The sequence below is a fragment of the Streptomyces sp. ISL-96 genome, from assembly GCF_018614035.1.
Taxonomy (GTDB): domain Bacteria; phylum Actinomycetota; class Actinomycetes; order Streptomycetales; family Streptomycetaceae; genus Streptomyces.
The window spans coordinates 153549-178638 of record NZ_JAGGPA010000041.1; the positions used below are offsets into that span (position 1 = coordinate 153549).

General features: G+C 69.7%; 21 protein-coding genes, 1 tRNA gene and 1 riboswitch. Of the genes, 15 read left to right on the plus strand and 7 right to left on the minus strand.

Annotated elements, in window-relative coordinates; translation table 11 throughout:
* Window positions 1–38 precede the first annotated feature (38 nt).
* The 11 genes from J7E96_RS25555 to J7E96_RS25605 all read left to right on the plus strand — a co-directional run bounded on the left by J7E96_RS25555 (window position 39) and on the right by J7E96_RS25605 (window position 12875).
* A complete protein-coding gene (locus J7E96_RS25555; protein WP_215134207.1) occupies window positions 39–1025 on the plus strand; it encodes a nucleoside triphosphate pyrophosphohydrolase in 987 nt (328 codons plus the stop codon).
* Window positions 1026–1090: 65 nt separating this feature from the next.
* Entirely contained in the window at window positions 1091–2344 is a 1254-nt protein-coding gene (locus J7E96_RS25560) for a cytochrome P450 (RefSeq protein WP_215134209.1), read from the plus strand.
* A 112-nt stretch (window positions 2345–2456) separates the two neighbouring features.
* The gene (locus tag J7E96_RS25565; RefSeq protein ID WP_215134212.1) at window positions 2457–3389 is read left to right on the plus strand and encodes a transglycosylase family protein; all 933 of its coding nucleotides are present in this window, start codon (window positions 2457–2459) and stop codon (window positions 3387–3389) included.
* 268 nt (window positions 3390–3657) lie between these two features.
* Window positions 3658–3832, plus strand: a riboswitch (cyclic di-AMP (ydaO/yuaA leader).
* Window positions 3833–3835: 3 nt separating this feature from the next.
* A complete protein-coding gene (locus J7E96_RS25570; RefSeq protein ID WP_215134214.1) occupies window positions 3836–4537 on the plus strand; it encodes a transglycosylase family protein in 702 nt (233 codons plus the stop codon).
* A 225-nt stretch (window positions 4538–4762) separates the two neighbouring features.
* On the plus strand, window positions 4763–6049 hold the full coding sequence (gene eno / locus J7E96_RS25575; RefSeq protein WP_215134216.1) for a phosphopyruvate hydratase: 1287 nt from the start codon (window positions 4763–4765) through the stop codon (window positions 6047–6049).
* 107 nt (window positions 6050–6156) lie between these two features.
* A complete protein-coding gene (locus J7E96_RS25580; protein ID WP_215134218.1) occupies window positions 6157–6639 on the plus strand; it encodes a septum formation initiator family protein in 483 nt (160 codons plus the stop codon).
* A 45-nt stretch (window positions 6640–6684) separates the two neighbouring features.
* Window positions 6685–7218, plus strand: coding sequence for a DUF501 domain-containing protein (locus J7E96_RS25585; protein ID WP_215134220.1), 534 nt, complete (start codon window positions 6685–6687; stop codon window positions 7216–7218).
* A gap of 29 nt (window positions 7219–7247) precedes the next feature.
* On the plus strand, window positions 7248–8189 hold the full coding sequence (locus tag J7E96_RS25590; RefSeq protein ID WP_215134222.1) for a Ppx/GppA phosphatase family protein: 942 nt from the start codon (window positions 7248–7250) through the stop codon (window positions 8187–8189).
* Between the two features lie 347 nt (window positions 8190–8536).
* Complete coding sequence (locus J7E96_RS25595) at window positions 8537–9934, plus strand: NAD(P)/FAD-dependent oxidoreductase (RefSeq protein ID WP_215134224.1); 1398 nt, start codon at window positions 8537–8539, stop codon at window positions 9932–9934.
* Between the two features lie 221 nt (window positions 9935–10155).
* Window positions 10156–11475, plus strand: a complete 1320-nt coding sequence (locus J7E96_RS25600) for a cyclopropane-fatty-acyl-phospholipid synthase family protein (RefSeq protein ID WP_215134226.1) — start codon at window positions 10156–10158, stop codon at window positions 11473–11475.
* 158 nt (window positions 11476–11633) lie between these two features.
* Entirely contained in the window at window positions 11634–12875 is a 1242-nt protein-coding gene (locus J7E96_RS25605; protein WP_251070396.1) for a phospholipase D-like domain-containing protein, read from the plus strand.
* Between the two features lie 60 nt (window positions 12876–12935).
* Here J7E96_RS25605 and J7E96_RS25610 read toward each other — a convergent pair whose 3' ends face one another.
* Both J7E96_RS25610 and J7E96_RS25615 read right to left on the minus strand, forming a co-directional pair.
* Window positions 12936–15464 (minus strand): ABC transporter permease, encoded by a 2529-nt coding sequence (locus J7E96_RS25610; RefSeq protein WP_215134228.1) that lies wholly within the window; start codon window positions 15462–15464, stop codon window positions 12936–12938.
* A gap of 71 nt (window positions 15465–15535) precedes the next feature.
* Window positions 15536–16312, minus strand: a complete 777-nt coding sequence (locus tag J7E96_RS25615; protein ID WP_215134230.1) for an ABC transporter ATP-binding protein — start codon at window positions 16310–16312, stop codon at window positions 15536–15538.
* 411 nt (window positions 16313–16723) lie between these two features.
* Here J7E96_RS25615 and J7E96_RS25620 point away from each other — a divergent pair.
* Together J7E96_RS25620 and J7E96_RS25625 are read left to right on the plus strand one after the other, a co-directional pair.
* Window positions 16724–16808 (plus strand) — tRNA-Leu (locus tag J7E96_RS25620).
* A 207-nt stretch (window positions 16809–17015) separates the two neighbouring features.
* The gene (locus J7E96_RS25625) at window positions 17016–17888 is read left to right on the plus strand and encodes a Bax inhibitor-1/YccA family protein (RefSeq protein ID WP_215134232.1); all 873 of its coding nucleotides are present in this window, start codon (window positions 17016–17018) and stop codon (window positions 17886–17888) included.
* 79 nt (window positions 17889–17967) lie between these two features.
* On the opposite strand, the gene J7E96_RS25630 is transcribed toward J7E96_RS25625, so the two are convergent.
* Complete coding sequence (locus J7E96_RS25630; RefSeq protein ID WP_138899329.1) at window positions 17968–18198, minus strand: DUF4287 domain-containing protein; 231 nt, start codon at window positions 18196–18198, stop codon at window positions 17968–17970.
* 100 nt (window positions 18199–18298) lie between these two features.
* Here J7E96_RS25630 and J7E96_RS25635 point away from each other — a divergent pair, with 100 nt between their 5' ends.
* A complete protein-coding gene (locus tag J7E96_RS25635) occupies window positions 18299–18673 on the plus strand; it encodes a hypothetical protein (RefSeq protein WP_215134234.1) in 375 nt (124 codons plus the stop codon).
* A 37-nt stretch (window positions 18674–18710) separates the two neighbouring features.
* On the opposite strand, the gene J7E96_RS25640 is transcribed toward J7E96_RS25635, so the two are convergent.
* The 3 genes from J7E96_RS25640 to J7E96_RS25650 all read right to left on the minus strand — a co-directional run bounded on the left by J7E96_RS25640 (window position 18711) and on the right by J7E96_RS25650 (window position 22224).
* A complete protein-coding gene (locus J7E96_RS25640; RefSeq protein WP_215134280.1) occupies window positions 18711–19601 on the minus strand; it encodes a hypothetical protein in 891 nt (296 codons plus the stop codon).
* A gap of 229 nt (window positions 19602–19830) precedes the next feature.
* On the minus strand, window positions 19831–21051 hold the full coding sequence (locus J7E96_RS25645; protein WP_215134236.1) for an acetyl-CoA C-acetyltransferase: 1221 nt from the start codon (window positions 21049–21051) through the stop codon (window positions 19831–19833).
* 174 nt (window positions 21052–21225) lie between these two features.
* A complete protein-coding gene (locus tag J7E96_RS25650) occupies window positions 21226–22224 on the minus strand; it encodes an SGNH/GDSL hydrolase family protein (RefSeq protein WP_215134282.1) in 999 nt (332 codons plus the stop codon).
* Between the two features lie 173 nt (window positions 22225–22397).
* Between J7E96_RS25650 and J7E96_RS25655 the strand changes: the two genes are divergently transcribed.
* A complete protein-coding gene (locus J7E96_RS25655; RefSeq protein ID WP_215134238.1) occupies window positions 22398–23792 on the plus strand; it encodes a cystathionine beta-synthase in 1395 nt (464 codons plus the stop codon).
* 304 nt (window positions 23793–24096) lie between these two features.
* Here J7E96_RS25655 and J7E96_RS25660 read toward each other — a convergent pair whose 3' ends face one another.
* The gene (locus J7E96_RS25660; RefSeq protein WP_215134240.1) at window positions 24097–24513 is read right to left on the minus strand and encodes a hypothetical protein; all 417 of its coding nucleotides are present in this window, start codon (window positions 24511–24513) and stop codon (window positions 24097–24099) included.
* Window positions 24514–25090: the final 577 nt, after the last annotated feature.

Here is a 25090-nt window from a genome sequence, read left to right on the forward strand (position 1 = left end):
GCCCCCGGGCTGTCGTACCGCCGAGGTACGTTCGACACGTGACCAGCGAAGCATCCGCATCCGAGCCCGCCGCCCCCGGCCGTATCGTCCTCCTCACCGCCAGCCACCGCGTCGCGCCCGGGCTCCTGTCCTGGCCGGCGTGGCAGACGCTGCGCGCGGCGGACCTCGTGCTGTGCGCCGACGCGGGGCACCCGCAGCTGCCGTACCTGCGGGAGGCGGGGGTCACGGTCGAGCACGCCGCCCCGACCGCCCAGGAGCTGCTGGACGCGTGCGAGGGCGGCCGTACCGTGGTCGTCCTCCCGTCCGGCGAGGGCGACCAGGCCCTCACCGACGGTCTCGCCCGCCTGGCCGGCTCGGGCCGGGTCCAGATGCCCGACCTGGAGCTGCTGCCCGGCTCGTACGACCTGCCGGGCGCGCGCCTCCTCGACCTGGTGCAGGTGATGGACCGCATCCGCCTCGAATGCCCGTGGTCCTCGCGGCAGACCCACAAGGGACTCGCGAAGTACGGCATCGAGGAGGCGTACGAACTCGTCGAGGCCATCGAGGACGGTGACCGCGAGGAATTGCGCGAGGAGCTCGGCGACGTACTCCTCCAGGTCGTCTTCCACGCGCGTATCGCCCAGGAGGATCCGGACGAGCCGTTCTCGATCGACGACGTCGCCGGCACCATCGTCGACAAGCTCATCCACCGCCACCCGCACGTCTTCGGCGACGACACCGCCGAGACCCCCGAAGAGGTCAAGGCGCACTGGCTGCGGACGAAGGCCGACGAGAAGCAGCGCGACTCGGTCACGGACGGCGTGCCCCTCGGCCAGCCGGGCCTCGCCCTCGCCGCGAAGCTCTCCTCCCGCGTACGCAACGCGGACCTCGACGTCCCCCTCCCGGCGGGCGAAGGCATCGGCTACGAACTGCTGGCCATGGCGGTACGGGCCGAGGCGTCCGGCGTGGACCCGGAGGCGGCGCTGCGTGCCGCCGCCCGCACGTACCGCGACGCGATCCGAGCGGCGGAGGGCCACGCCGAGTAGCAGACGCTGGACTGCCGGCGCACTTCGCCGTCGCTGTATCGAGGGCGGCCGATACTGTCGGGGGCATGCCCGACCAGCCTCACCCCACTCCCATGCCCGAACTCTTCACCTGGGAGTTCGCCACCGATCCCTATCCGGCGTACGCCTGGCTGCGTGAGCACGCGCCCGTACATCGGACGTCCCTTCCCAGCGGGGTCGAGGCGTGGCTGGTGACGCGGTACGCCGACGCGCGGCAGGCGCTCGCCGACCAGCGGCTCTCGAAGGACCCGGCCCACCACGCCGGCTCCGCGCACGCCAGGGGCAGGACCGGCATTCCGGGTGAGCGCAAGGCCGAGCTGATGACGCATCTGCTGAACATCGACCCGCCGGACCACACGCGCCTGCGGCGTCTGGTGTCGAAGGCCTTCACGCCGCGCACGGTGGCGGAGTTCGCGCCGCGGGTGCAGGAGCTTACGGACCAGCTCATCGACAACTTCATCGCGGAGGGCAGCGCGGACCTCATCCACGACTTCGCCTTCCCGCTCCCCATCTACGCGATCTGCGACCTGCTCGGCGTACCGCGCGAGGACCAGGACGACTTCCGTGACTGGGCGGGCATGATGATCCGGCACGGGGGCGGGCCGCGCGGGGGCGTGGCCCGGTCGGTGAAGAAGATGCGCAACTACCTCGCCGAACTCATCCACCGTAAAAGGGAAGAACCGGGCGACGACCTCATCTCGGGCCTCATTCGCGCCAGCGATCACGGCGAGCACCTCACCGAGAATGAGGCGGCGGCGATGGCCTTTATCCTCCTATTTGCCGGATTTGAGACGACAGTCAATCTCATCGGCAATGGCGTGTACGCGCTCCTGCGCCACCCGGAGCAGCGCGAACGCCTCCAGCGCGCGCTCGCCGAGGGCGACACGGAGCTGCTCGCCACGGGCGTCGAGGAACTCCTGCGCTACGACGGGCCGGTGGAGCTCGCCACCTGGCGGTACGCCACCGAGCCGCTGACCCTTGGCGGCCAGGACATCGCGGCCGGCGATCCCGTGCTCGTCGTACTCGCCGCCGCCGACCGGGACCCCGAGCGCTTCAGTGAGCCGGACACGCTCGACCTCTCGCGCCGCGACAACCAGCACCTCGGCTACGGACACGGCATCCATTACTGCCTCGGCGCGCCGCTGGCCCGGCTCGAAGGGCAGGTAGCGATCGCGACGCTGCTGCGACGCCTTCCGGACTTGAAACTTGCGGTGGAACCTGACGATTTGCGGTGGCGCGGCGGCCTCATCATGCGCGGACTGCGCACCTTGCCCGTGGAGTTCGACGCCAAAACAGGGTGACGCCACGTCAATTCGAGACCTTCACGTGATCTACGCTGCATCGACTTGTAACAAACGTTCGAGTACGGCTACGTTCACCGTCAACCTCAGCCGTCACTCGAAAGGCCACCGCATGCGCTCCGGGAACGGTAAGCACCGCCGCCCGCGTCAGGCTCCAGCTCTCGTCGTCGCGGCAGGAGTCGCCGGATCGGCCATCGCCATCCCGCTGCTCGGCGCGACCGGCGCGAACGCTGCCGAAGCCACGACCTGGGACCGCGTCGCCGATTGCGAGAGCGGTGGCATGTGGAGCGCCGACCTCGGTAACGGCTACTACGGCGGGCTTCAGTTCTCCCCGGAGAACTGGCAGAAGTTCGGCGGTACGGCGTACGCGCCGCGCGCCGATCTCGCCAGCCGCTCCCAGCAGATCCAGGTGGCCGAGAAGGTGCTGGCCGACCAGGGGCCGCAGGCGTGGCCGAGCTGCGCGCTCATCTCCGGCCTGACGGAGGGTGACGACGCCGCCCCGAGTGGCGGTGCGACCGCCGAGCCGGAGGGCGACACGTCGACTGCGACGCCGGAGAACTCCGGGACCCAGGAGCCGGCCGAGGCGACCGCCGGGTCTGACGGTGCCAGCGTGAAGATCGACGAAGGCGACGAAGGCGAGTCCGGGAAGGCCGCCGCCCCGACGACGCCCCCGGCGTCCGGGGCCGATGACGCCCCCGAGGCCCCCTCCTCGGAGGCCGCCTCGCCCACCGCCGAGGAGGGCACCTCCAAGGGCAAGCACCGCCGCGAAGAGGCCCGCGAAGGCGGCAGCGCCGTATCCGGCGATCCGGGCATCGGGCGCGATTCGGGCCGCCACGCCTCCCGCGGTGACGGATCGACACGTGACGCCGCCGGCGCCCCCGGCGCCGACGGCGAGTACACCGTCCGCGCCGGCGACAGCCTCTGGGCCATCGCCGACGCGCACGACGTGAGCGGCGGCTGGGCCGCGCTCTACGCGGCGAACGAGAAGACCGTCGGCTCCGACCCGGACCTCATCGTCCCTGGCCAGAGCCTCGATCTGGGCTGATTTCGGGGGGCAGTTCGGGCCGCTATGTCCAGTTTGAAGCAAGTGAGACAAGGGTCTCTTTGCCTCAACTGGCGGGCGCGGCCCGGACAGTCCGCTCGTTCCGCCCCTGACCTGCGTGGATGTGGGTCAGGTAAGGGCAGGGAAGGGTGATATCTCCCTGATGTGGCTCTTTGAACATCAAGGGCTCATGTGTTTACCGTCAGAGCGCTCGCCACCGCGGGCCCCGTCGACCGTCACGCCGAATCCTGCCGGCGGCCGGGGGGAACTGACGCGTAAAGCGCCGTAGGCAGGAGCGGGGGACCCAGGTAAGCGCCGGGCCCGGACGTCGGAAGACGAACGGAACCGGCTTGGGGTAAAGCCGCGCGACGCAGGTCGTCGTGCGGCCGGGCACTCACTGCGCCCGAACCCGACAGCTCACCTCGTAGGCGTCGGTGAGGAGATGTCGCATGCTGTTTTCCAGCAAGGCCAAGCACCGTGCCCCGTCCAAGGCCATGCGTTTCGCCGCGTTCGCCGGTGTCACCGGCGTCGCTGTCGCCGTTCCGCTGATGGGCGCGACCTCGGCCTCCGCCGCTTCCGTCGAGACCTGGGACGCTGTCGCCCAGTGCGAGTCCGGCGGTAACTGGTCCATCAACACGGGCAACGGCTACTACGGCGGCCTGCAGTTCTCCGCGTCCAGCTGGGCCGCGGCCGGCGGCACGCAGTACGCCCCGACCGCCGACAAGGCGTCCAAGGCGCAGCAGATCGCCACCGCCGAGAAGCTTCTCGACATGCAGGGCCCGGGTGCCTGGGCCTGCGCCGGTGCCGGCGGTCTGACCAACGACGGTGTCGACCCGGGTGTCGACACCTCCGGCTCCTCGCAGAAGACGCAGGAGCCGGCCGCCCCGCGCGCCGCCGAGCAGCCCGCCTCGCGCAGCGAGGTCCGCTCCGAGCCCAAGGCCCAGCCCAAGGCCGAGACCGCGAAGCCCGCCGCGCCCAAGAACATCGAGAAGGGCGACGGCGAGTACAAGGTCAAGGCCGGCGACACCCTCGGCAAGATCGCCGACGCGAAGAAGGTCAAGGGCGGCTGGGAGAAGCTCTTCGAGCTGAACAAGGACATCGTCAGCGACGCCGATGTCATCTACCCGGGCCAGCAGCTGCACTTGAGCTGACCCGGCGACACCCCCACACCACCCCGGCCCGGCGCGCTCCCCCCGTACGCGCCGGGCCGGGGTTCTGCCGTACTCACCAGAAGAGTTACGTCCGCTATTGCGGTATTCGGACCTCTTCTTGTCCCACGGGGCGGGCGAACGGCCGGCCGATGTCCCCGAGCCGGTTAGGCTCTTGTCGCAAGGCCAAAGTGACCCTGCACCCCTAGCGTCACATCCCAGAAGGAGATGCTCGTGCCGTCCATCGACGTCGTCGTAGCCCGGGAAATCCTGGACTCCCGAGGCAACCCCACGGTCGAGGTCGAGGTCGGCCTCGACGACGGCAGCACCGGTCGTGCTGCTGTTCCGTCCGGTGCCTCCACCGGAGCGTTCGAGGCCATTGAGCTTCGCGACGGTGACCCGAACCGCTACCAGGGCAAGGGTGTCGAGAAGGCCGTCCTCGCCGTCATCGAGCAGATCGGCCCGGAGCTCGTCGGTTACGACGCCACCGAGCAGCGCCTGATCGACCAGGCCATGTTCGACCTGGACGCCACCGAGAACAAGGCCTCCCTCGGCGCCAACGCCATCCTCGGCGTCTCCCTCGCCGTCGCGCACGCCGCCTCCGAGGCGTCGGACCTCCCGCTCTTCCGCTACCTCGGCGGCCCGAACGCGCACCTGCTGCCCGTTCCGATGATGAACATCGTCAACGGTGGGTCGCACGCCGACTCCAACGTCGACATCCAGGAGTTCATGATCGCGCCGATCGGCGCGGAGTCGTTCTCCGAGGCCCTGCGCTGGGGCACCGAGGTCTACCACGCCCTCAAGTCCGTCCTGAAGGCCAAGGGCCTGTCCACCGGCCTCGGCGACGAGGGCGGCTTCGCCCCGAACCTGGACTCCAACCGCGCCGCGCTCGACCTCATCATCGAGGCGATCCAGCAGGCCGGTTACATCCCGGGCGAGCAGGTCGCGCTCGCGCTCGACGCCGCCGCGTCCGAGTTCTACAAGGACGGCGCGTACGAGTTCGAGGGCAAGTCCCGCTCGGCCGCCGAGATGACGGAGTACTACGAGGAGCTCGTGGCGGCGTACCCGCTCGTCTCCATCGAGGACCCGCTCTTCGAGGACGACTGGGCCGGCTGGAAGGTCCTCACCGAGAAGCTGGGCAACAAGGTCCAGATCGTCGGCGACGACCTCTTCGTCACCAACCCGGAGCGCCTGGCCCGCGGCATCGAGGAAGGCTCCGCCAACGCGCTGCTCGTGAAGGTCAACCAGATCGGTTCGCTGACCGAGGCCCTGGACGCCGTCGAGCTCGCGCAGCGCAGCGGCCTCAAGTGCATGATGTCGCACCGCTCCGGTGAGACCGAGGACGTCACCATCGCCGACCTCGCCGTCGCCACCAACTGCGGCCAGATCAAGACCGGCGCCCCGGCCCGCTCCGAGCGCGTCGCCAAGTACAACCAGCTGCTGCGCATCGAGGAGATCCTCGACGACGCGGCGGTGTACGCGGGCCGTTCCGCTTTCCCCCGCTTCAGGGGCTGACAGCAGGGGCTGACACCCCAGCTCAGCCAGTCGTACGTACGTCCCCGGCCGCGGTCCCGTACCGTGTCCGGGGACGTACGTGCGTAACGGCAGGGGAGGCGGGAGACATGGCCGGGAAGGAACGGGACCGGTTCTCCACTGCGACCAGGATTCGGCTGCTCGGCGAGCAGACCGCCGCCCGTGTCTACCGCTCGCAGACCCGCCGGCAGGCCCGCCGCTCCCGGCTCACCGGCCGGGCCGCGCTTCTCGTCCTGGTCGTGTGCTCGCTCGTCGTGGCCCTCGCGTACCCGATGCGGCAGTACGTGTCGCAGCGCGGCGAGATCGCCGACCAGCAGCAGCGGATGCGGGAGGCGGGCCGACGCGTCGAGGAGCTCCGCGACGAGAAGGCCCGGCTCAAGGACGACGCGTACATCGAGCGCCTCGCCCGCGAGCACCTTCACCTCGTACGGCCGGGGGAGACGGGTTTCACCGTCTACGACCCCGGTGCCCGCGACAGGCGCCGCGACGACCAGGGCGGCGCCGACCGCCCCTGGTACAGCAACCTCTGGGACGGCGTCGACAAGGCCGACCGTACGGGAAACCAGCAGTAATCACTCATCACCCACCCCCACCAACACGAAGGCACGAACGCACGCATGGACGCCGCACCCCCGACCACCCCGCGCACCGAGCCCACCGAGGCGGACATCGCCGCGTTCAAGCTGCAGCTCGGCCGCCCGCCGCGCGGACTGCGCGCCATCGCGCACCGCTGCCCGTGCGGACAGCCGGACGTGGTCGAGACGGCCCCGCGTCTGGAGGACGGCACGCCGTTCCCGACGCTGTACTACCTCACCTGCCCGCGCGCGTCCGGCGCGATCGGCACGCTCGAAGGCTCGGGCCTGATGAAGGAGATGCAGGACCGGCTCGCCGAGGACCCGGAGCTGGCCGCGGCCTACCGCGCGGCGCACGAGGACTACATCCGGCGCCGGGACGCGATCGAGGTGCTTCAGGGCTTCCCGAGCGCGGGCGGCATGCCGGACCGGGTGAAGTGCCTGCACGTGCTGGTCGGCCACTCGCTCGCGGCCGGGCCGGGCGTGAACCCGTTCGGGGACGAGGCGCTCGCGCTGCTGCCGGAGTGGTGGGCGAAGGGGCCGTGCGTGACGCCGTGCGAGGCCCCGGCGGCAGACTGAACCCCACGACCACCACACCAGGAGCACGCATGACGCGCGTCGCCGCCATCGACTGCGGTACCAATTCCATCCGGCTGCTCGTCGCAGACGCCGACCCTGAGACCGGCGAGCTCGTCGAGATCGACCGCCGCATGCAGATCGTCCGGCTCGGCCAGGACGTCGACCGTACCGGCCGCCTCGCCCCCGAGGCGCTGGAACGTACCTTCGCCGCCTGCCGCGAGTACGCCGAGATCATCAAGGAGCACGGGGCCGAGAAGCTCAGGTTCGTCGCCACCTCCGCCTCCCGCGACGCCGGGAACCGCGAAGACTTCGTGCGCGGCGTCCTCGACATCCTGGGCGTCGAGCCCGAGGTCATCACCGGTGACCAGGAGGCCGAGTTCTCCTTCGCCGGCGCGACGAAGGAGCTGGCGGGCCGCGAGGACCTGTCGGGGCCGTACCTCGTCGTGGACATCGGCGGCGGCTCCACGGAGTTCGTGGTCGGCGACGGCCACGTGCGGGCCGCCCGCTCCGTCGACATCGGCTGCGTACGGATGACCGAGCGCCACCTCGTGCGCGACGGCGTCGTCTCCGACCCGCCCACCCCCGACCGGATCGCCGCCATACGGGACGACATCCGCGCCGCACTCGACCTCGCCGAGGAGACGGTGCCGATCCGCGAGGCGCACACCCTCGTCGGGCTGGCCGGCTCGGTGACGACCGTGGGCGCGATCGCGCTGGGCCTCACGGCGTACGACTCGGCGGCGATCCACCACTCCCGCATCCCGTACGAGCAGGTCAAGGAGATCACCGGCGAGCTCCTCGCCGCGACCCACGACGAGCGGGCCTCGATCCCCGTCATGCACCCCGGCCGGGTCGACGTGATCGGGGCCGGAGCGCTCGTACTGCTGGAGATCATGGAGCGCACCGGGGCCCGGGAAGTGGTGGTCAGCGAGCACGACATCCTCGACGGAATCGCTTGGTCCATCGCCTGACGAAGCAACTTCGTGAAGTTCTTCACAAGGAATTGGGGCCTCTTGGCCTACGAATGTGGGCCCAGAGGCCCTTTGGAGCCTCAACTAGGCGGTGCGGCTCCCCTTTCGGGCTCCTCCGGGAGCGTTACGCCAGTGTGAACCGGACCCGCGTGGGGCCGGTGGTACACCCCCCGAAATCCCCCGTGCGTCCAGCTCACGGGGGGTTTTCAACGTCCGGTCGTACACCGTGGTTCCCCCGCCGCGCCATGACCTGGGTCACGTGGGCGGCGGAGTGTAGCAGAGGGGGGCAAGGAGCTTGTGAAGGGGCTCACGAGCCACCCCCCTCCAAGGGGTGGATACTCGATGGCATGAGCACCACGGAGCGTCCCAGGATCCTCGTAGTAGGCGGTGGGTACGTAGGCCTGTACGCAGCACGACGCATCCTCAAGAAGATGCGTTATGCGGAAGCGACCGTCACGGTCGTCGACCCGCGCTCGTACATGACGTACCAGCCCTTCCTCCCCGAAGCTGCCGCCGGCAGCATCTCGCCGAGGCACGTCGTCGTACCCCTGCGACGCGTCCTGCCCAAGGCCGAGGTGCTCACCGGTCGGGTCACGACCATCGATCAGGACCGCAAGGTCGCCACCATCGCGCCGCTCGTCGGCGAGGCTTACGAGCTGCCCTTCGACTACCTCGTCGTCGCGCTCGGCGCAGTCTCCCGCACCTTCCCGATCCCCGGCCTCGCCGAGCAGGGCATCGGCATGAAGGGCGTGGAGGAGGCCATCGGCCTCCGCAACCACGTCCTGGAGCAGCTCGACAAGGCTGACTCCACGACCGACGAGAACGTCCGCCGCAAGGCGCTGACCTTCGTCTTCGTGGGTGGCGGCTTCGCCGGCGCCGAGACCATCGGCGAGGTGGAGGACATGGCCCGCGACGCGGCCAAGTACTACACCAGCGTCAAGCGCGAAGACATGCGCTTCCTGCTCGTCGACGTGGCCGACAAGATCCTCCCCGAGGTCGGGCCCGAGCTCGGCAAGTGGGGCAAGGAGCACCTTGAGGGCCGTGGCATCGAGGTCTACCTCAAGACCGGCATGGACTCCTGCGTGGACGGCCACGTGGTGCTCAACAACGGGCTGGAAGTCGACTCCAACACCATCGTGTGGACCGCCGGCGTGAAGCCGAACCCGGCTCTGGCCCGCTACGGCCTGCCGCTCGGCCCGCGCGGCCACGTGGACACCCAGACGACGCTTCAGGTGCAGGGCTCGGACTACATCTGGGCCGCGGGCGACAACGCCCAGGTCCCGGACGTCGCCGCCCGCAAGGCCGGCGTCGAGAACGCCTGGTGCCCGCCGAACGCCCAGCACGCGCTGCGTCAGGCCAAGGTCCTCGGCGACAACGTGGTCTCCGGTATGCGGGGCTTCCCGCAGAAGGAGTACAGCCACGCGAACAAGGGCGCTGTCGCGGGTCTCGGCCTGCACAAGGGCGTCGCGATGATCGTCATGGGCAAGATGAAGATCAAGCTCAAGGGCCGTCTCGCCTGGTACATGCACCGTGGCTACCACGGTCTGGCCGTGCCCACCTGGAACCGCAAGATCCGCGTCGTCGCCGACTGGACGCTGGCGATGTTCCTCAAGCGCGAGGTCGTCTCGCTCGGCGCCATGGAGACTCCGCGCGAGGAGTTCTACGAGGCCGCCAAGCCGGCGCCGGCCCCCGCCGCCGCCAAGGCGGGCGCGCCCGCCGGCAGCGAGAAGGCCAAGGCGTCCTGACGCCCCAGTAGTCCGCAGTAAGCACAGCAGCGCAGCCCGAAGGGGCCGCCCGCCATCCGTGGTGCGGGCGGCCCCTTCGGCGTATCCGCACCCTGATGCATGTGCACGCCATGTACTTTGCTGATCCATTGCCCGCCATGGGGATGCTGCGAGACCCCCGTCGGTGTTATCTCTGGTGAACGCTCAGTAATCCGGGCAACACTGTCACGGAGGTGTGCACCATGGCCGACGCCGCCCTGCGGCTGACCACGCTTGCCGAGGAAGTTCTCGGGACTCCCCTGCCTGTCCGTATCCGCGCCTGGGACGGAAGCGAATCCGGCCCGGCCGATGCCCCTGTCCTCGTCGTCCGAAGCCGCCGCGCCCTGCGCCGCCTGCTGTGGAAGCCCGGCGAACTCGGCCTGGCCCGTGCGTGGGTGGCCGGTGAGCTCGACATCGAGGGCGACCTGTACGAGGCCCTCGACCGTATCGCCGGACTGCTCTGGGACTGCGGCGCCGAGACCAAGTCCGCCATCCACCCGGTGCGCGACCCCCGTGTGCGCGCCGCCGCCCGTGGCCTGCTCGCACTCGCGGGCCCCTGGCCACCGCCGCCCCCGCCCGCCGAAGAGGTCAGACGCCGCACGGGGCCGCTGCACACCAAGCGCCGCGACAAGGAAAGCATCAGCCACCACTACGACGTGGGCAACGACTTCTACGGGCTAGTGCTCGGCCCGTCGATGGTCTATTCGTGCGCGTACTTCGACGATTCCCCCGATTCCGTTGAGGGGCGGACCCTCGAAGAGGCCCAGCGCGCCAAGCTCGACCTCATCTGCCGCAAGCTGGCGCTCAAGGAAGGGACGCGGCTGCTGGACGTGGGCTGCGGCTGGGGCTCGATGGCGATGCACGCGGCGCGCGAGTACGGCGCCCACGTCACCGGCATCACGATCTCCACCGCGCAGGCGGCGTACGCCCGCAAGCGCATCGCCGACGAGGGCCTGACCGACCGCATCGAGATCCGGGTGCAGGACTACCGGGACGTCAGGGACGGTCCGTACGACGCCATCTCGTCGATCGGGATGGCCGAGCATGTCGGCTCGGCGCGGTACCGGGAGTACGCCGACGATCTGTTCGCCCTGCTCAAGCCCGGCGGGCGGCTGCTCAACCACCAGATCGCGCGGCGCCCGGAGCCGAACGAAGAGGCGTATCACGTGGACGAGTTCATCGACTCGTACGTCTTCCCGGACGGCGAACTCGCGCCGCTCGGCCGGACCGTGGGGACGCTGGAGGAGGCGGGCTTCGAGGTGCGTGACGTCGAGTCCATCCGCGAGCACTACGCCCTGACGCTGCGCCAGTGGGTCGCCAACCTGGAAGCCAACTGGTCAGAGGCGGTACGGGCGACCTCCCGGGGGCGGGCCCGCGTCTGGCAGCTCTACATGGCGGCCTCCGCGCTCTCCTTCGAGCGCAACAAGATCGGCGTCAACCAGGTCCTCGCCGTACGGCCGGGGGAGGGGGGTGCGTCGGGTATGCCGCTGCGTGCCCGGACTTGGAATCCGACATTCCGATAACGGCCTGATTGTGACTTTCTAACCCCTTTGGTGGCTGGATACGTTCAGCACTTCGGGCTTGGCGAACGAGGCGGGAGCACAGGACCTGACCGGCCTGTGCCCCGCCTTTTCGCATGCCCGCAGCGTCATGAATGCGTCACGAACCAAGGGGGACCCACTTGTTCCGCCTCAGAAAGGCGTGGCTGCCCGTCCTGGCAGCCACGCTCATGACCACCGCCCTGCTGAACGCCCCGGCAGCCTCCTCCGCGCAGCCGGAAAGCCGGCCGGCGGCCTCGGCCTCGGCGGCGGCCGTCGCGACCGGCGCCACCTTCAACAATCCCGCCGGAACCGCGGCCGAACAGAGCAGGGTCCGTGACCACATCACCGGCCTGATCAACCAGGCCGCGGCGGGCACCACGATCACGGTGTCGATGTACACCTTCACCGAGGACACCGTCGCCGACGCCCTGGTCGCCGCCAAGCAGCGCGGCGTTTCGGTCAAGGTGATCCTCGACCACACCTCCGCCACCATGACCGGCGGCGAGTACGACACCCTTGCCACCGGGCTCGGTACCGACCGTACGAAGCCGTCGTGGGTGCTGGCCTGTCCGGCGGGGCGCGGCTGTATCGGCACGCGGATGCTCCCCGGCGACGCGGACGGGCCGATCAACCACAACAAGTTCTTCCTCTTCTCCTCGGTGGGAGGGTCGGCGAACGTGGTGGTGCAGACCTCGGCCAACATGACCAACACCCAGCGCACCGACCTCTTCAACAACGCGGTGACGATCACCGACGCCGGCCTCTACGGCATCTACCAGGCGTACTTCGCCGATCTGATGAAGTACGGGGCGTCGGCGAGCGGGCTGAGCCACTACTACGAGACGCCCTCGAGCGGCGCGTACAAGACCTACTTCTTCCCGCGCCGGGAAGCCTCGGGCGCCGAGTACAACAACGACGCCTCGACCGACACCGTCAAGCTGATCCTCGACAACGTCAGCTGCACGGGCGGCACCCAGGTCCGGATGGCGGCGAACCTCTTCACGCGGGACGAGGTCGCCAAGAAACTCGTGTCGCTGAAGACGGCGGGCTGTTCGGTGCTCCTGGCACACGACGGCGCGCCGGGCTCGATGAGCGCGTCCGTCGAGTCGGCCGTCTACGGCAAGCTCACCGAGCGCGTGCAGTGCTACGAGGACCGCGGGGCGGGCCTGCCCAAGGCCGGTCTGCACTCCAAGTACCTGCTGATCGACGGCACGTACGCCGGTGCGGCGGACCAGCAGCTGGTCTTCACCGGAAGCCACAACTACACGTACCCCGCGCTGCGGGCCAACGACGAGACGCTGCTGAAGATCGACAACGCGACGCTCTTCGGTCAGTACAAGACGAACCACGCCCAGCTGATGAGCTACTGCGCGGGCTCCTGACACGCGACGAAGGGCCGGTCCCCCGGGGACCGGCCCTTCATCGCGCAAGCGTGCTGCCGCCTACTCGGCCTTGATGGCGTCGAGCATGTTCAGCCTCGCCGCACTGCGCGCCGGCCACATCGCCGCGAGTACGCCGACCACCCCGGCCAGCAGCAGGAAGACGCCGATCCGGTCCCACGGCACGACCAGGGCGTAACCCGGGACCGAGTCCTTGACCGTCTGGCCGATGGCCCAGCCCAGGAACGTACCGAGACTGATGCCGATCACCGCTCCGAAGAGCGAGATGACCACGGCCTCCAGCCGGATCATGGTCTTGACCTTGCGGCGGTCGAGGCCGATCGCCCGCAGCATGCCGATCTCCTGCTGGCGCTCGAAGACGGACATCGCCAGGGTGTTGATGACGCCGAGCACCGCGATGAGCAGGGCCATGCCGAGCAGCCCGTACATGATGTTCAGCATCGTGTTGATCATGCCGCCGAACTGGTTGCGGATGTCCTGCTGGTCCATCACGCTGATCGCCGGGTTCTGCCCCAGCGCGTCCACGAGCGCCTTCTCGTTCGCCGCGCTCGCGCCGCCGTCCGTCTTCACCCAGATCTCCCGGATGTACGGCTTGGCCTCGTGCTTGTTCACGGTCTTCTGGTCGATCAGGACCGACGAGAGGAATTCATTCCCCTTGTACGTCGCGCCGACCGTCAGCTTCGACTCCTTGCCGTCCGCGAACTTCACGGGCACGCTGTCGCCGACCTTCAGGTCCCCGTTCTTCGCGGTCTTGTCGTCGACCACGATGGCGCCCTTGGCCAGCGAGTCCAGCGAGCCGGAGACCGGCGTGACGTTGATGACCCGCTCGATGTCGCCCGGCGTGACACCGGAGAACGCGGCCCACTCACCCTTCAGCTCGATATTGGCGGCCGTCTGCGGGGAGAGCGCCGATACGCCGGGCGCCTTCTCCAGCGCGCTGAGCGCCGAGCTGTCCAGCGAACCGCCGCCGGCCATCGTGAACATGTAGTCGGCCTTGATGTTGTCCGTGGTCATCTTGTCCACGGCCCGGCCCATCGTGACGCCGAGCACGGACAGTCCGGTGACCAGGGTGAGGCCGATCGCCAACGCGGAGGCGGTGGCTCCGGTACGCCGCGGATTGCGCACCGCGTTCTGGCCCGCCAGCGTGCCCGACACCCCGAAGAGCTTGCTGATCAGCGGGCGTACGAGCGCGATCACCGGCCGCGACAGCAGCGGGATCAGCACGATGATGCCGATCAGCGCGAAGAACGCACCGGCCCCGATGAGCATCCGGCCGTCCTTGCCGACCGCCGCGCCGCCGAGGATGCCGGCCGCGCCCAGCAGCGTGATCGCGCCGCCGATGGAGTTGCGTACGACGAGCGACTTGGTGGTCGCGACGGCGTGCACGCTGCTCATCGCCGCCACCGGCGCGATCTTGGCGGCCCGGCGGGCGGGCAGCCAGGCGGCGAGCATCGTGACCAGCACACCGACCGCGAAGGCGGCGGCGACGGCGGTGGGCGAGACGATCAGCGGACCGGCCGGCACCTTCGCGCCGAAGGCGGACATCGCCGAACGCAACCCGGTCGCGAGCCCCAGACCGAGGGCGAAACCGACCACCGACGCGATCGCGCCGACGACCATCGCTTCGAGCAGCACGGAGCGCTTGACCTGGCGGCGGGAGGCGCCGACGGCGCGCATCAGCGCCAGTTCCTTGGTGCGCTGGGCGACCAGCATGGTGAAGGTGTTGGAGATCAGGAAGATGCCGACGAAGAGCGCGATCGCGGCGAAGCCGAGCAGCACCTGGTTGAGCGCGCTCAGGCCCTCTTCGATCATCTTGGCCTGGTCGTCGGCGAGCTCCTTGCCGGTCTGGGCCTCGGCGCCCTCGGGCAGCAGCGGCTTGACGGCGCCGAGCAGCTGCTGCTCGGACGTGCCGGAGGCGGCGGTGATGGTGACGTCCTTGAAGTGACCGGGCGTCAGGTAGAGCTGCTGGGCGACGGGGGTGCTGAAGAGCACCAGCGAGCCGCCGGCGTTGACCTGGCCGTCCTCGGTGGTGAAGACACCGGAGAGGGTGTACTCCTTCACCGGCCCGTTGGTCGCGACCCGCACGGTGTCACCGGTCTTGTACTTGCCCTTGTCGGCCGTGGCCTTGTCGAGGGCGATCTCACCGGCCTTCGCCGGACCCGAGCCGTCGGTGAAGTCGTACGCGGCATCCTTGCCGCCCTTCCCGGGCTCGAAGTTGGCGCCGGTGTTGGACCAGCCGTTGCCGATGAGCTTGCCGTCGGGGTCGGCGACGCCGGCGAAGCCGGAGACGCGCCCGGTGGCGGCGGCGACGCCGTCCAGGCCCTGGATCTTCTCCAGGGTCCGGGCGTCTATGCCCTGCTCCTTCTTGCTGTTCTCGGAGTCGGGGTACGTCGTGACCGCTACGGCGACGTCTTTGTAGCTCTTCGCCGACTGGTTGCCGAAGGCGTTGGAGAGGGTGTCGGTGAAGACCAGGGTGCCGGACACGAAGGCCACGCCGAGCATTACGGCGAGCACGGTCATCAGCAGCCTGGCCTTGTGCGCGAGCACATTGCGCAGGGCGGTACGGAACATTTCTGTCAGTCCTGGGGTGGGGGCGGCCGGATGGGAAGGAACGGGGCGCTCAGCCGGGGATCAGCCGGTGGTCAGCTGGTGCGGCCCCTGGCGTCGAACTCCTTCATCCGGTCGAGTACGCCGTCCGCGGTCGGGTTCAGCATCTCGTCGACGATCCGGCCGTCGGCCAGGAAGATCACGCGGTCCGCGTACGACGCGGCTGCCGGGTCGTGCGTCACCATGACGACGGTCTGGCCGAGCTCGCGCACGGAGTTGCGCAGGAAGCCGAGGACCTCGGCGCCCGAGCGGGAGTCCAGGTTTCCGGTCGGCTCGTCGCCGAACATGATCTCCGGCCGGCTCGCCAGGGCGCGGGCCACGGCGACGCGCTGCTGCTGGCCGCCGGAGAGCTGGGCGGGCCGGTGGCTCAGCCGGTCGGCCAGGCCCACCATGTCGATGACCGTCTTCAGCCACTCCTGGTCGGGCTTGCGGCCCGCGATGTCCATCGGCAGGGTGATGTTCTCGGCGGCGGTGAGCGTCGGCAGCAGGTTGAACGCCTGGAAGATGAAGCCGATCTTGTCCCGGCGCAGCTGTGTGAGCTGCTTGTCCTTGAGGGTGCCCAGCTCGGTCTCGCCGATCCGTACGGAGCCGGAGCTGAAGGAGTCGAGACCCGCGACGCAGTGCATCAGCGTCGACTTGCCGGAGCCCGACGGGCCCATGATCGCGGTGAACTCACCCTGGCGGAAGTCCACCGTGACCCGGTCCAGAGCGACAACCTGAGTCTCGCCCTGCCCGTAAACCTTGGAAAGCTCCGTGGCGCGTGCGGCCACCGCGGTGGCGCGGTGGGCGGTGGCGGTGGGGGTGGTGGTCACGAGAGGGCACTCCTGTCGGGGACGTTTAAAGGGACTCCTTCATGGTCCCGTCCGATCGGCGCCCGCGGATCAGCCCTCGTGCCCGTTCCCGTGGCCGTCTTGAGTCGCATCGCGGGGCACGCCCGTCCTCCTTTGGTATGACGCCGTCCCTGAGGCCGCCCCCGAGTCGGGGCAGGTACGGGAAGGGGCACGGGCAGGGCAAAGACAACGGCGCGGGCAGTCGAGTTTCCGCCTTTCCCGTGGGCGGCCCTTCAGGCCCGCCCACCCCTCCCGGCATGTGCCGACAGCCCATTCGTCCACTGACACACCCTCAGGCGCCAATAAAATAAGACAACATCAGCCCGGTGTTCCGCTGTACGGGGGAAGCGTCCGGATAGGCTCTGACCCGCGAATTGTGGAGCCGCGCACCTTGCCCGGATGGTGGAATGCAGACACGGCGAGCTTAAACCTCGCTGCCCCTCGGGGCGTGCCGGTTCGAGTCCGGTTCCGGGCACCACGCACGGCCGATGGGCCGCCCGACCAGTGACCGGCGCCAGCGCGGCCACCGCGAGCCGATCGTGTCCCGGTGACGCAGCCCCGGCCGCGCGGTGATCCGGGCGATCCCGAACCGTCACCAAAGATCCTCCCCTGGCACTAGGGTCTTCCTTTTGCTTTCCCATTACTCTTGAGTCAAGGCCACGCAGGGTGGCCATGGAGGAGTGAGATGAGGAGCAGCAACCCGGTCTTCTCGCGACGGGGCTTCAGCCGCGACAACGGCACCGCGGGCTTCACCGCGGCACCGCAGGCCGGGGGCCCCGCCGTCGGTACGGCGCAGGGCAACCCGTACGCCCAGGGCGCCCCCGCGAACCCGTACGCCACCAACCCTTACGCCCAGCAGGACACGCAGTACGGCGCCCCGCAGGCGCCCGTACGCGGCGATGTCATGACGATGGACGACGTCGTCGCGCGCACGGGCATCACGCTCGGCGTCGTGATCGCCGGCGCCACCGTCGCCTGGGTCATGAACCTCGGCCTCGGCCTGGCCATCGGCGCCGCTCTCGTGGCGATGGTGCTCGCGCTGGTCCAGTCCTTCAAGCGGACGCCCGTCCCGGCGCTGATCCTGGCGTACGCGGGCTTCGAAGGCATCTTCCTCGGCGCGCTCAGCAACTTCGTGAACACGATGGTGTCGCCGGGTGCGCCGATGCAGGCGGTACTGGGCACGATGGCGGTCTTCGTCACCATGCTCTTCCTGTACAAGACCCGGATCATCCGGGTCACGCAGCGCTTCACGCGCTACCTGATGATCGCCGCGATCAGCTTCATCGTCCTGACCGCCGTGAACCTGCTGTTCATGGTGTTCGCGGGCGGTGACGGCCTCGGCTTCCGCAGCGGCTGGATGGGCGTCGTCTTCGGCGTCGTAGGTGTGCTGCTCGGCGCGTTCTTCCTCGCCATGGACTTCAAGCAGGTCGAGGACGGCGTCGCGTACGGCGCTCCGCGCGAGGAGTCCTGGCTGGCGGCCTTCGGCCTCACCCTGACCCTGGTGTGGATCTACCTGGAGATGCTGCGACTGGTCTCCATCCTCAGCGGCGACGACTAGTCACCGCCCTGGGGACCTCCCCGGGAACATGCGGAAGGGCCCGTCCGGCAAACGCCGGGCGGGCCCTTCCGCATGAGGGCTAGAGCAATCGCCGGGCGGCGCGCCTCAGGTCGTACTCGTGGATGATCGCTTTCGCATGGCCGTAGGCGAGATTGTGTTCACTCCGGAGCCAGCTGACCTTCTCCTCGAAGCGGAAGAGGGCTGGGCCGTCGTCTACGGCGCGGAGCCAGTCGGAGACTTCACGACCGGTGCAGTGGGGGATTCGGGAGAGCAGGTTCTGATGGGTCTCTTCGGAGAAGACTTGGGACATTCGGCGCCTCCGGACGCATTGCGCGAGTGCTCCTTCATGTCACCGTGCCTGAGTGTTCGCCCGTTGGCAACAGTCCCGGGAGGGCGCGTAGGGTCGCGGCGTGCTTGATACAACGCCCCTGACGGCCGCCGTGGACCGATTCGCCGACCGGCTGCGCGCCGCCCCGCAGAGCCGCCTGCAGCGCGGCGCCGCCGCCGAAGGACTCGCGCTGGCCAGGGAATTGGCCGTACGGGCACAGCGGCTCGAGGAGCCGGAGGCGCAGCCGCGGATCATGCCGGACGCGGGCGCGTTCGCGGTGGCCGACCAGCTCGCGGTGGCCGGCCACGATCTGGCGGGGGCGCTGGAAATGGTCGCGGCGCCGGAAATGGCGGGGGCGCGGGAACGGGGAACGGCCCCGTCCGTCGAGGCCGTGGAGGCCGAGCTGGACGAGGCCGTGAAACTGGTGAAGGCGGCGGCGGCGCGGGCCGGGGTCTGAGCCGGGGGTTGATCCCGTACCTGAGCCGGGGCCGGGGCTAGATCGACGCGATGACGCGGTCGGCGAGGATGTACACGCTTTCCTCGCCGCAGGAGAAGGTCAGGGCGTACGCACCGGAGATGCCGGAGCCGCCCAGCAGGACCGGGGACTCGCCGACGCGCAGCGACTCGGCGAGGCGCTCGGCGGTCTCGCGGTGGCCGGGGGTCATGCAGAGCGTCGTACCGTCCATGAAGACGTACACGTCGAGGGTGCCGAGCGGCCCCGGGCGTACGTCGGTGAGCGCGGTGCGGGCGGCAGCGAGCTCTTCGAGGCGCGTCACGGTGCGCTCGTGGTCGGCCACGACGGGTGTCTGAACCGGGACGAAGTCGGGGTGCGAGGGGTGGCGGCGGCGGGCGGCGGCCAGCTCGGGGGAGTCCTCGGGGAACGCGTCGGCCGGCTCGACGAGGTCGTCGACGCCGTCGAGCCCATCGAGGCCATCGAGGCCGTCCAGCCCGTCCAGCCCGTCGAAAGCGTCGACGCCATCGGCGCGGTCGAGCGCTTCGTACGCGTCGAACGACTCCAGGCCCGTGAAGTCCGCCTGGCGCGGGATGAAGAACGGGGGCGACTCGTCGCCGAGGCCGGGCAGACCGCCCAGCAGCGACGGGGCGTCGGCGGCGTCGCGGGCCTCCTGCGCGGCCCAGAACGCACGCGCCTCCGCCAGCTCGCGCTCACGCTCCTCGGCGAGGGCTTCGGCTACCGCGGCCCGTATCCCGTCCGCTTCGGCGGCACGGGTCTGCTGGGGGACGGCGGCCCCGGAACGGCTGACGGCCGCGGCCGTCAGCTCGGTACGCAGAGCGGCGACCTGCTTGCGCAGTCCGTGGACTGCGTGCAGGGCAGCGGCGCCCACGGCCGTGGCGGCGGCCGTGGTAAGCAGCAGGGCAAGAGGCATGGCGCTCACTGACTTACTCCCGGTTTCATCGATCCCCCGACTTCCTACATCAGCTTGAGGTGAGTGCGCGCCATCTGTCAGTGCATTACGTCACGAATTGGACAGTTCTTTCCGCCGCTCGTTCAGCCCGTAACCGGCATTGACCTGGGGATATGCCTCTCCCCCAGGAGATAGATCACATCCTGGGGGAGATTGGGTTACGAACCGGGTGCGGCCGGCGTACTCAGGTTCAGCTGAGGCGCTCGATGACCATGGCCATGCCCTGGCCGCCGCCCACGCACATCGTCTCCAGGCCGAACTGCTTGTCGTGGAACTGGAGGCTGTTGATCAGCGTGCCGGTGATGCGGGCGCCGGTCATACCGAAGGGGTGGCCGACGGCGATGGCGCCACCGTTGACGTTGAGCTTGTCCAGGTCCAGGCCGAGGTCCTGGTAGGAGGGGATGACCTGGGCGGCGAAGGCCTCGTTGATCTCGGCGAGGTCGATGTCGCCGATGCTCAGACCGGCGCGCTTGAGCGCCTGCTTGCTGGCCTCCACGGGTCCGTAACCCATGATCTCGGGAGACAGCCCGGAGACGCCGGTCGAGACGATGCGCGCCAGCGGCGTCAGCCCCAGCTCACGGGCCTTGGTGTCGCTCATGATGACGAGGGCGGCGGCGCCGTCGTTGAGCGGGCAGCAGTTGGCGGCGGTGACGCGGCCGTCGGGGCGGAAGACGGGCTTGAGGCCCTGGACGCCTTCGAGGGTGACACCGGCGCGCGGCCCGTCGTCCTGCGACACGACAGTCCCGTCGGGGGTGGTGACCGGGGTGATCTCGCGCTCCCAGAAGCCGTTCTTGATGGCCTGCTCGGCGAGGTTCTGCGACCGTACGCCGAACTCGTCCATCTCGGCGCGGGAGATGCCCTTGAGGCGGGCGAGGTTCTCGGCGGTCTGGCCCATCGCGATGTACGCGTCGGGGAGCAGGCCGTCCTCGCGCGGGTCGTGCCAGTCGGCGCCCTCGGTCTGCGCGACGGCGGCGGTACGGGCCTCGGCCTCGGCGAAGAGGGGGTTGTGGGTGTCGGGCATGCCGTCGGAGCTGCCCTTGATGGAGCGGGAGACCATCTCGACACCGGCGGAGATGAAGACGTCACCCTCGCCGGCCTTGATGGCGTGCAGCGCCATGCGGGAGGTCTGGAGGGAGGAGGAGCAGTAACGGGTGATGGTGCAGCCCGGGAGGTGGTCCATCCCCATCTGTACGGCGACGATCCGCCCCAGGTTGTGTCCCTGCTCGCCGCCGGGGAGGCCGCAGCCGAGCATGAGGTCGTCGATGTCACGGGGGTCGAGCTCGGGCACCTTGGCGAGGGCGGCCTGAATGATGGTGGCGGTCAGGTCGTCGGGCCGCAGGTCCTTCAGCGAGCCCTTGAAGGCGCGGCCGATGGGCGAACGGGCGGTGGAAACGATCACGGCTTCGGGCATGACGGCTCCATGAGGGCGAGAAGGCGGTACGCAGGGCTAGCTGGGAAGTTACCCGCACGTATGGCCTGGGTCACCGACCTGGTGATGTGATGCGGGCCTCTTTTCTAAGCGCCCGCTCAGTCGGTGGTCCTTCCCGGGAGGGTCTGGGGCGGAGCCCCAGTCCCCCCGCACCCCTCACAGCGCCCGGCGCGGCTCCCGCTGGGCGGCCGGTTCCGCCGGGGTGGGGAGGCGGCGGCGACGGCGGTGCTTCAGGAGGGCCCAGGGGGCCCGGGCGCCCGTCACCTCCGTACCGGCGGCCTCCGCCGCCTCCGCCGCCGCCTTGGCGACCGGCAGCATGTCCTCGTCGCGCGAGGCGTCCAGCCGGTCCGACTCCGGCCACAGACCCAGCGCCGCGCACACCGTCGGCAGTACGGCCATCGCCGCGGTCGCGTAGCCCTCCGCCGAGGGGTGGTAATTGTCCGGCCCGAACAGCTCACGGGGGTTGGCCAGGAACTCGGGCCCCAGCAGATCGCCCAGCGACACCGTCCGCCCGCCCTGCTCCACCACCCCGATCGTCTGCGCCGCCGCGAGCTGTCGCGACACGCGCCGGGCCAGCCACCGCAACGGCTGGTAGACGGGCTCGATCGTGCCCAGGTCGGGGCACGTCCCGACCACGACTTCCGCCCCCGCCGTGCGGAGGCGGCGTACCGCCGAGGCGAGGTAACGGACCGACTGCGTGGCCGGCATCCGGTGCGTCACGTCATTCGCGCCGACCATGATCACGCAGACGTCGGGCAGCCGCTCACGGTCCGCCAGCAGCGCCGAGACCTGGCGCTCCAGGTCGTCCGACTGCGCCCCGGGCTGCGCCACATTGCGGAGTACGACCGGACGCTCCGCCACCGCCGCGAGACCGGACGCGAGCAGCGCTCCCGGTGTCTGCCCGGCCCGGCGTACGCCCTGTCCGGCCGCCGTCGAGTCGCCGAACATGGCGAGCCGCAGCGGGGCATCCATGGGATACCCGGCCAGCGGCATCCCGTACAGCCCGTCCGCCAGTGGTGGTACCGGCGCCCGGCCGCCGCCCACCGACCGTTTGGCCAGCTGGACCTCGGCAAGGAAAATCCCCACCGCCGCCGCGCCGACCAGTCCGATCCCGCCCCCGCCGTACGCCGCGCCAGCGGCGATCCGCCGTGCCACCCTTGCTCTCGACACAGTCGCAGCCACCTCCTCCAGGCCTCGAGCCACCCGCTCACTCCGCTCAAGTGCTTACTGCCCGGTAGTGGCCTCTCTTCAATCGCGCCCGAACGTGAACGCACCGTCGTTGGCGCTCTACGCTGGGCAGCACCATTACGGAGACCCCGGAGCGCATCGTGCAATTTCACGACTCGATGATCACCCTCGTCGGCAACACCCCGCTTGTGAGGCTGGGCAGCGTGACGGCCGGCATCCAGGCAACAGTCCTGGCCAAGGTCGAGTACTTCAACCCCGGCGGATCCGTGAAGGACCGGATCGCCCTGCGCATGATCGAAGCGGCGGAGGAAAGCGGCGCCCTCAAGCCCGGCGGCACGATCGTCGAGCCGACGTCCGGCAATACGGGTGTCGGTCTCGCCATCGTGGCGCAGCAGAAGGGCTACAAGTGCATCTTCGTCTGCCCGGACAAGGTGTCCACGGACAAGATCAATGTGCTGCGCGCATACGGCGCCGAGGTCGTCGTATGCCCCACGGCAGTCGACCCCGAGCACCCCGACTCGTACTACAACGTCTCCGACCGTCTGGTCACCGAGACGCCGGGCGCCTGGAAGCCCGACCAGTACAGCAACCCGAACAACCCGCGCTCGCATTACGAGACGACGGGTCCCGAGCTGTGGACGCAGACGGACGGGAAGATCACGCACTTCGTGGCGGGCGTCGGCACCGGCGGCACGATCACGGGGACGGGGCGCTACCTGAAGGAAGTCAGCGGCGGCAAGGTCAAGGTGATCGGTGCGGACCCGGAGGGCTCGGTGTATTCGGGCGGCTCGGGGCGTCCGTATCTCGTCGAGGGCGTCGGTGAGGACTTCTGGCCGTCGGCGTACGACGCGACTGTGACGGATGAGATCGTCGCGGTGTCGGACAAGGACTCGTTCCAGATGACGCGGCGCCTCGCCAAGGAGGAGGGCCTGCTGGTCGGCGGCTCCTGCGGCATGGCGGTCGTCGGCGCGCTGCGGGTGGCGGAGCGCCTCGGCCCGGACGATGTGGTGGTCGTACTCCTGCCGGACAGTGGCCGCGGCTACCTCAGCAAGATCTTCAACGACGAGTGGATGGCGGACTACGGCTTCCTGGAGGAGTCGGGGACGCACGCGAGCGTCGGTGACGTCCTGCGGCACAAGGAGGGCGACATGCCGGGCCTGGTGCACATGCACCCGGAGGAGACCGTCGGTGAGGCGATCGACGTACTGCGCGAGTACGGCGTCTCGCAGATGCCGATCGTGAAGCCGGGCGCGGGTCACCCGGACGTCATGGCCGCGGAGGTCATCGGCTCGGTCGTCGAACGCGAGCTGCTGGATGCCCTGTTCGCGCAGCGCGCGCAGCTGGGCGACAGGCTGGAGAAGCACATGAGCGCACCGCTGCCGCAGGTGGGGTCGGGGGAGCCGGTGGAGGACCTGATGGCCGTGCTGGGCAGCAAGGGGCAGCACGACGCGGCGATTGTGCTGGTCGAGGGGAAGCCGACGGGTGTGGTGAGCCGACAGGACTTGCTGGCATTCCTGGCGAAGCCGCAGGCGTAGTGGCGGCTTAGCGGTGGCTTGGCCGGGGCTTGGCTGCGGCTTGGCCGGGGCTTCGCAAAAGTGGTACGAGGGCGACACGTTCGCGCAGCACCGGCTTAACAAGACTCCGGCACATTGGTTGTTGTCGGCGTCAAGGACAACCGGAGCGGCTCCCGGACCTCCACGGACGCCTGGACGCGAGGCCGGCCCTGAACCCGGCCCGCGCCCCTCGCGGGGACCGCCGTCGTCCCGCCCCCTGGGCAACCGGGGGTGCGGCGGTCTCCGCGATATTTTTTACTTCATTTTTTACTTCTCTGTTTCATTGTCAGTCCTCCCAGTCGGACTTCTGACGGCTCCGTCGCTGCCAGGGCAGTCCACGGGCGGCGTGGACGGCGTTGACGCCGACGATGCCGAGCCAGGCGACGACCAGGCCGTCGATGCCCGCGTTGGCGACGCCGATCGCCGAGAGCGGGATGGCGAGGACCAGCGACACCGCGCCGAACCCGAACCGCTCGCCGAAACTCGACGCGCCCTGCGGCGACTTGGTGCTGCCTCTGGCGACAACCACCTGCTGCTCGGCCAGCTGGCGCCGGACGCGGCGGTCGACCGTATCGTCGAGGCGCTGCTCGACCTTCTCCAGGAACGACTCGACGAGCGCGGACTCGTAGTCGTCTCCCAGCTCCTTGCGCGCATGCAAGGTAGCGTCGAGTTCCTTCTTCAGCTCAGGGTCGCGGGCTTCCATGGTGACAACGCTACGGAGCGGGGAAGGCCCGTGGCAGTGGTGCTAACCCCCCCTTTCTCCCTGACGAAAGCCGTCGGTCGTAGTTGGGTTGACGCGACACAAGGCTTGCTTCTGGGGGTTTCGGGCCGTCTCGGGCGCTTGAGTGTCGGTGGGCCGTGACGGCGCGTCAAGGGCGCTCCCTGCGGTCGCGTCGCTGCGCGAGAGCCCTTCGGGCTCCCCTTGACCCGCCGCCCCGGCCCACCGCTGACGCTTGTAGGGGGACGGCCCAAAGAAAAACGCCCTGCACGGGGGGTGGGGGAGTGGTGCGGGTGGGTTCGGTGGCTGTCGGGTGAGTGGGTGGGGCGCGGTCTGTTTAGGGGTGGCGCGGCCTCTGGCTCGGCGGGTGCGGGGACGGTCGTTGGTGCGACATCCCCATTCCCACGCACGCGAGCACCCCCGCCGGTGGCCGGATGGTCTGCGGGGTCGACGTGCGGACTCGTGTCGGCGCGGGTGGGGCGCGGCAGTTGAATGGGGTGACTCGGGTGGGTGTGGCGTCCGCCCCGGCCGGTGGTCGGTTGGGCTGCAAGCAGGTTGCTGG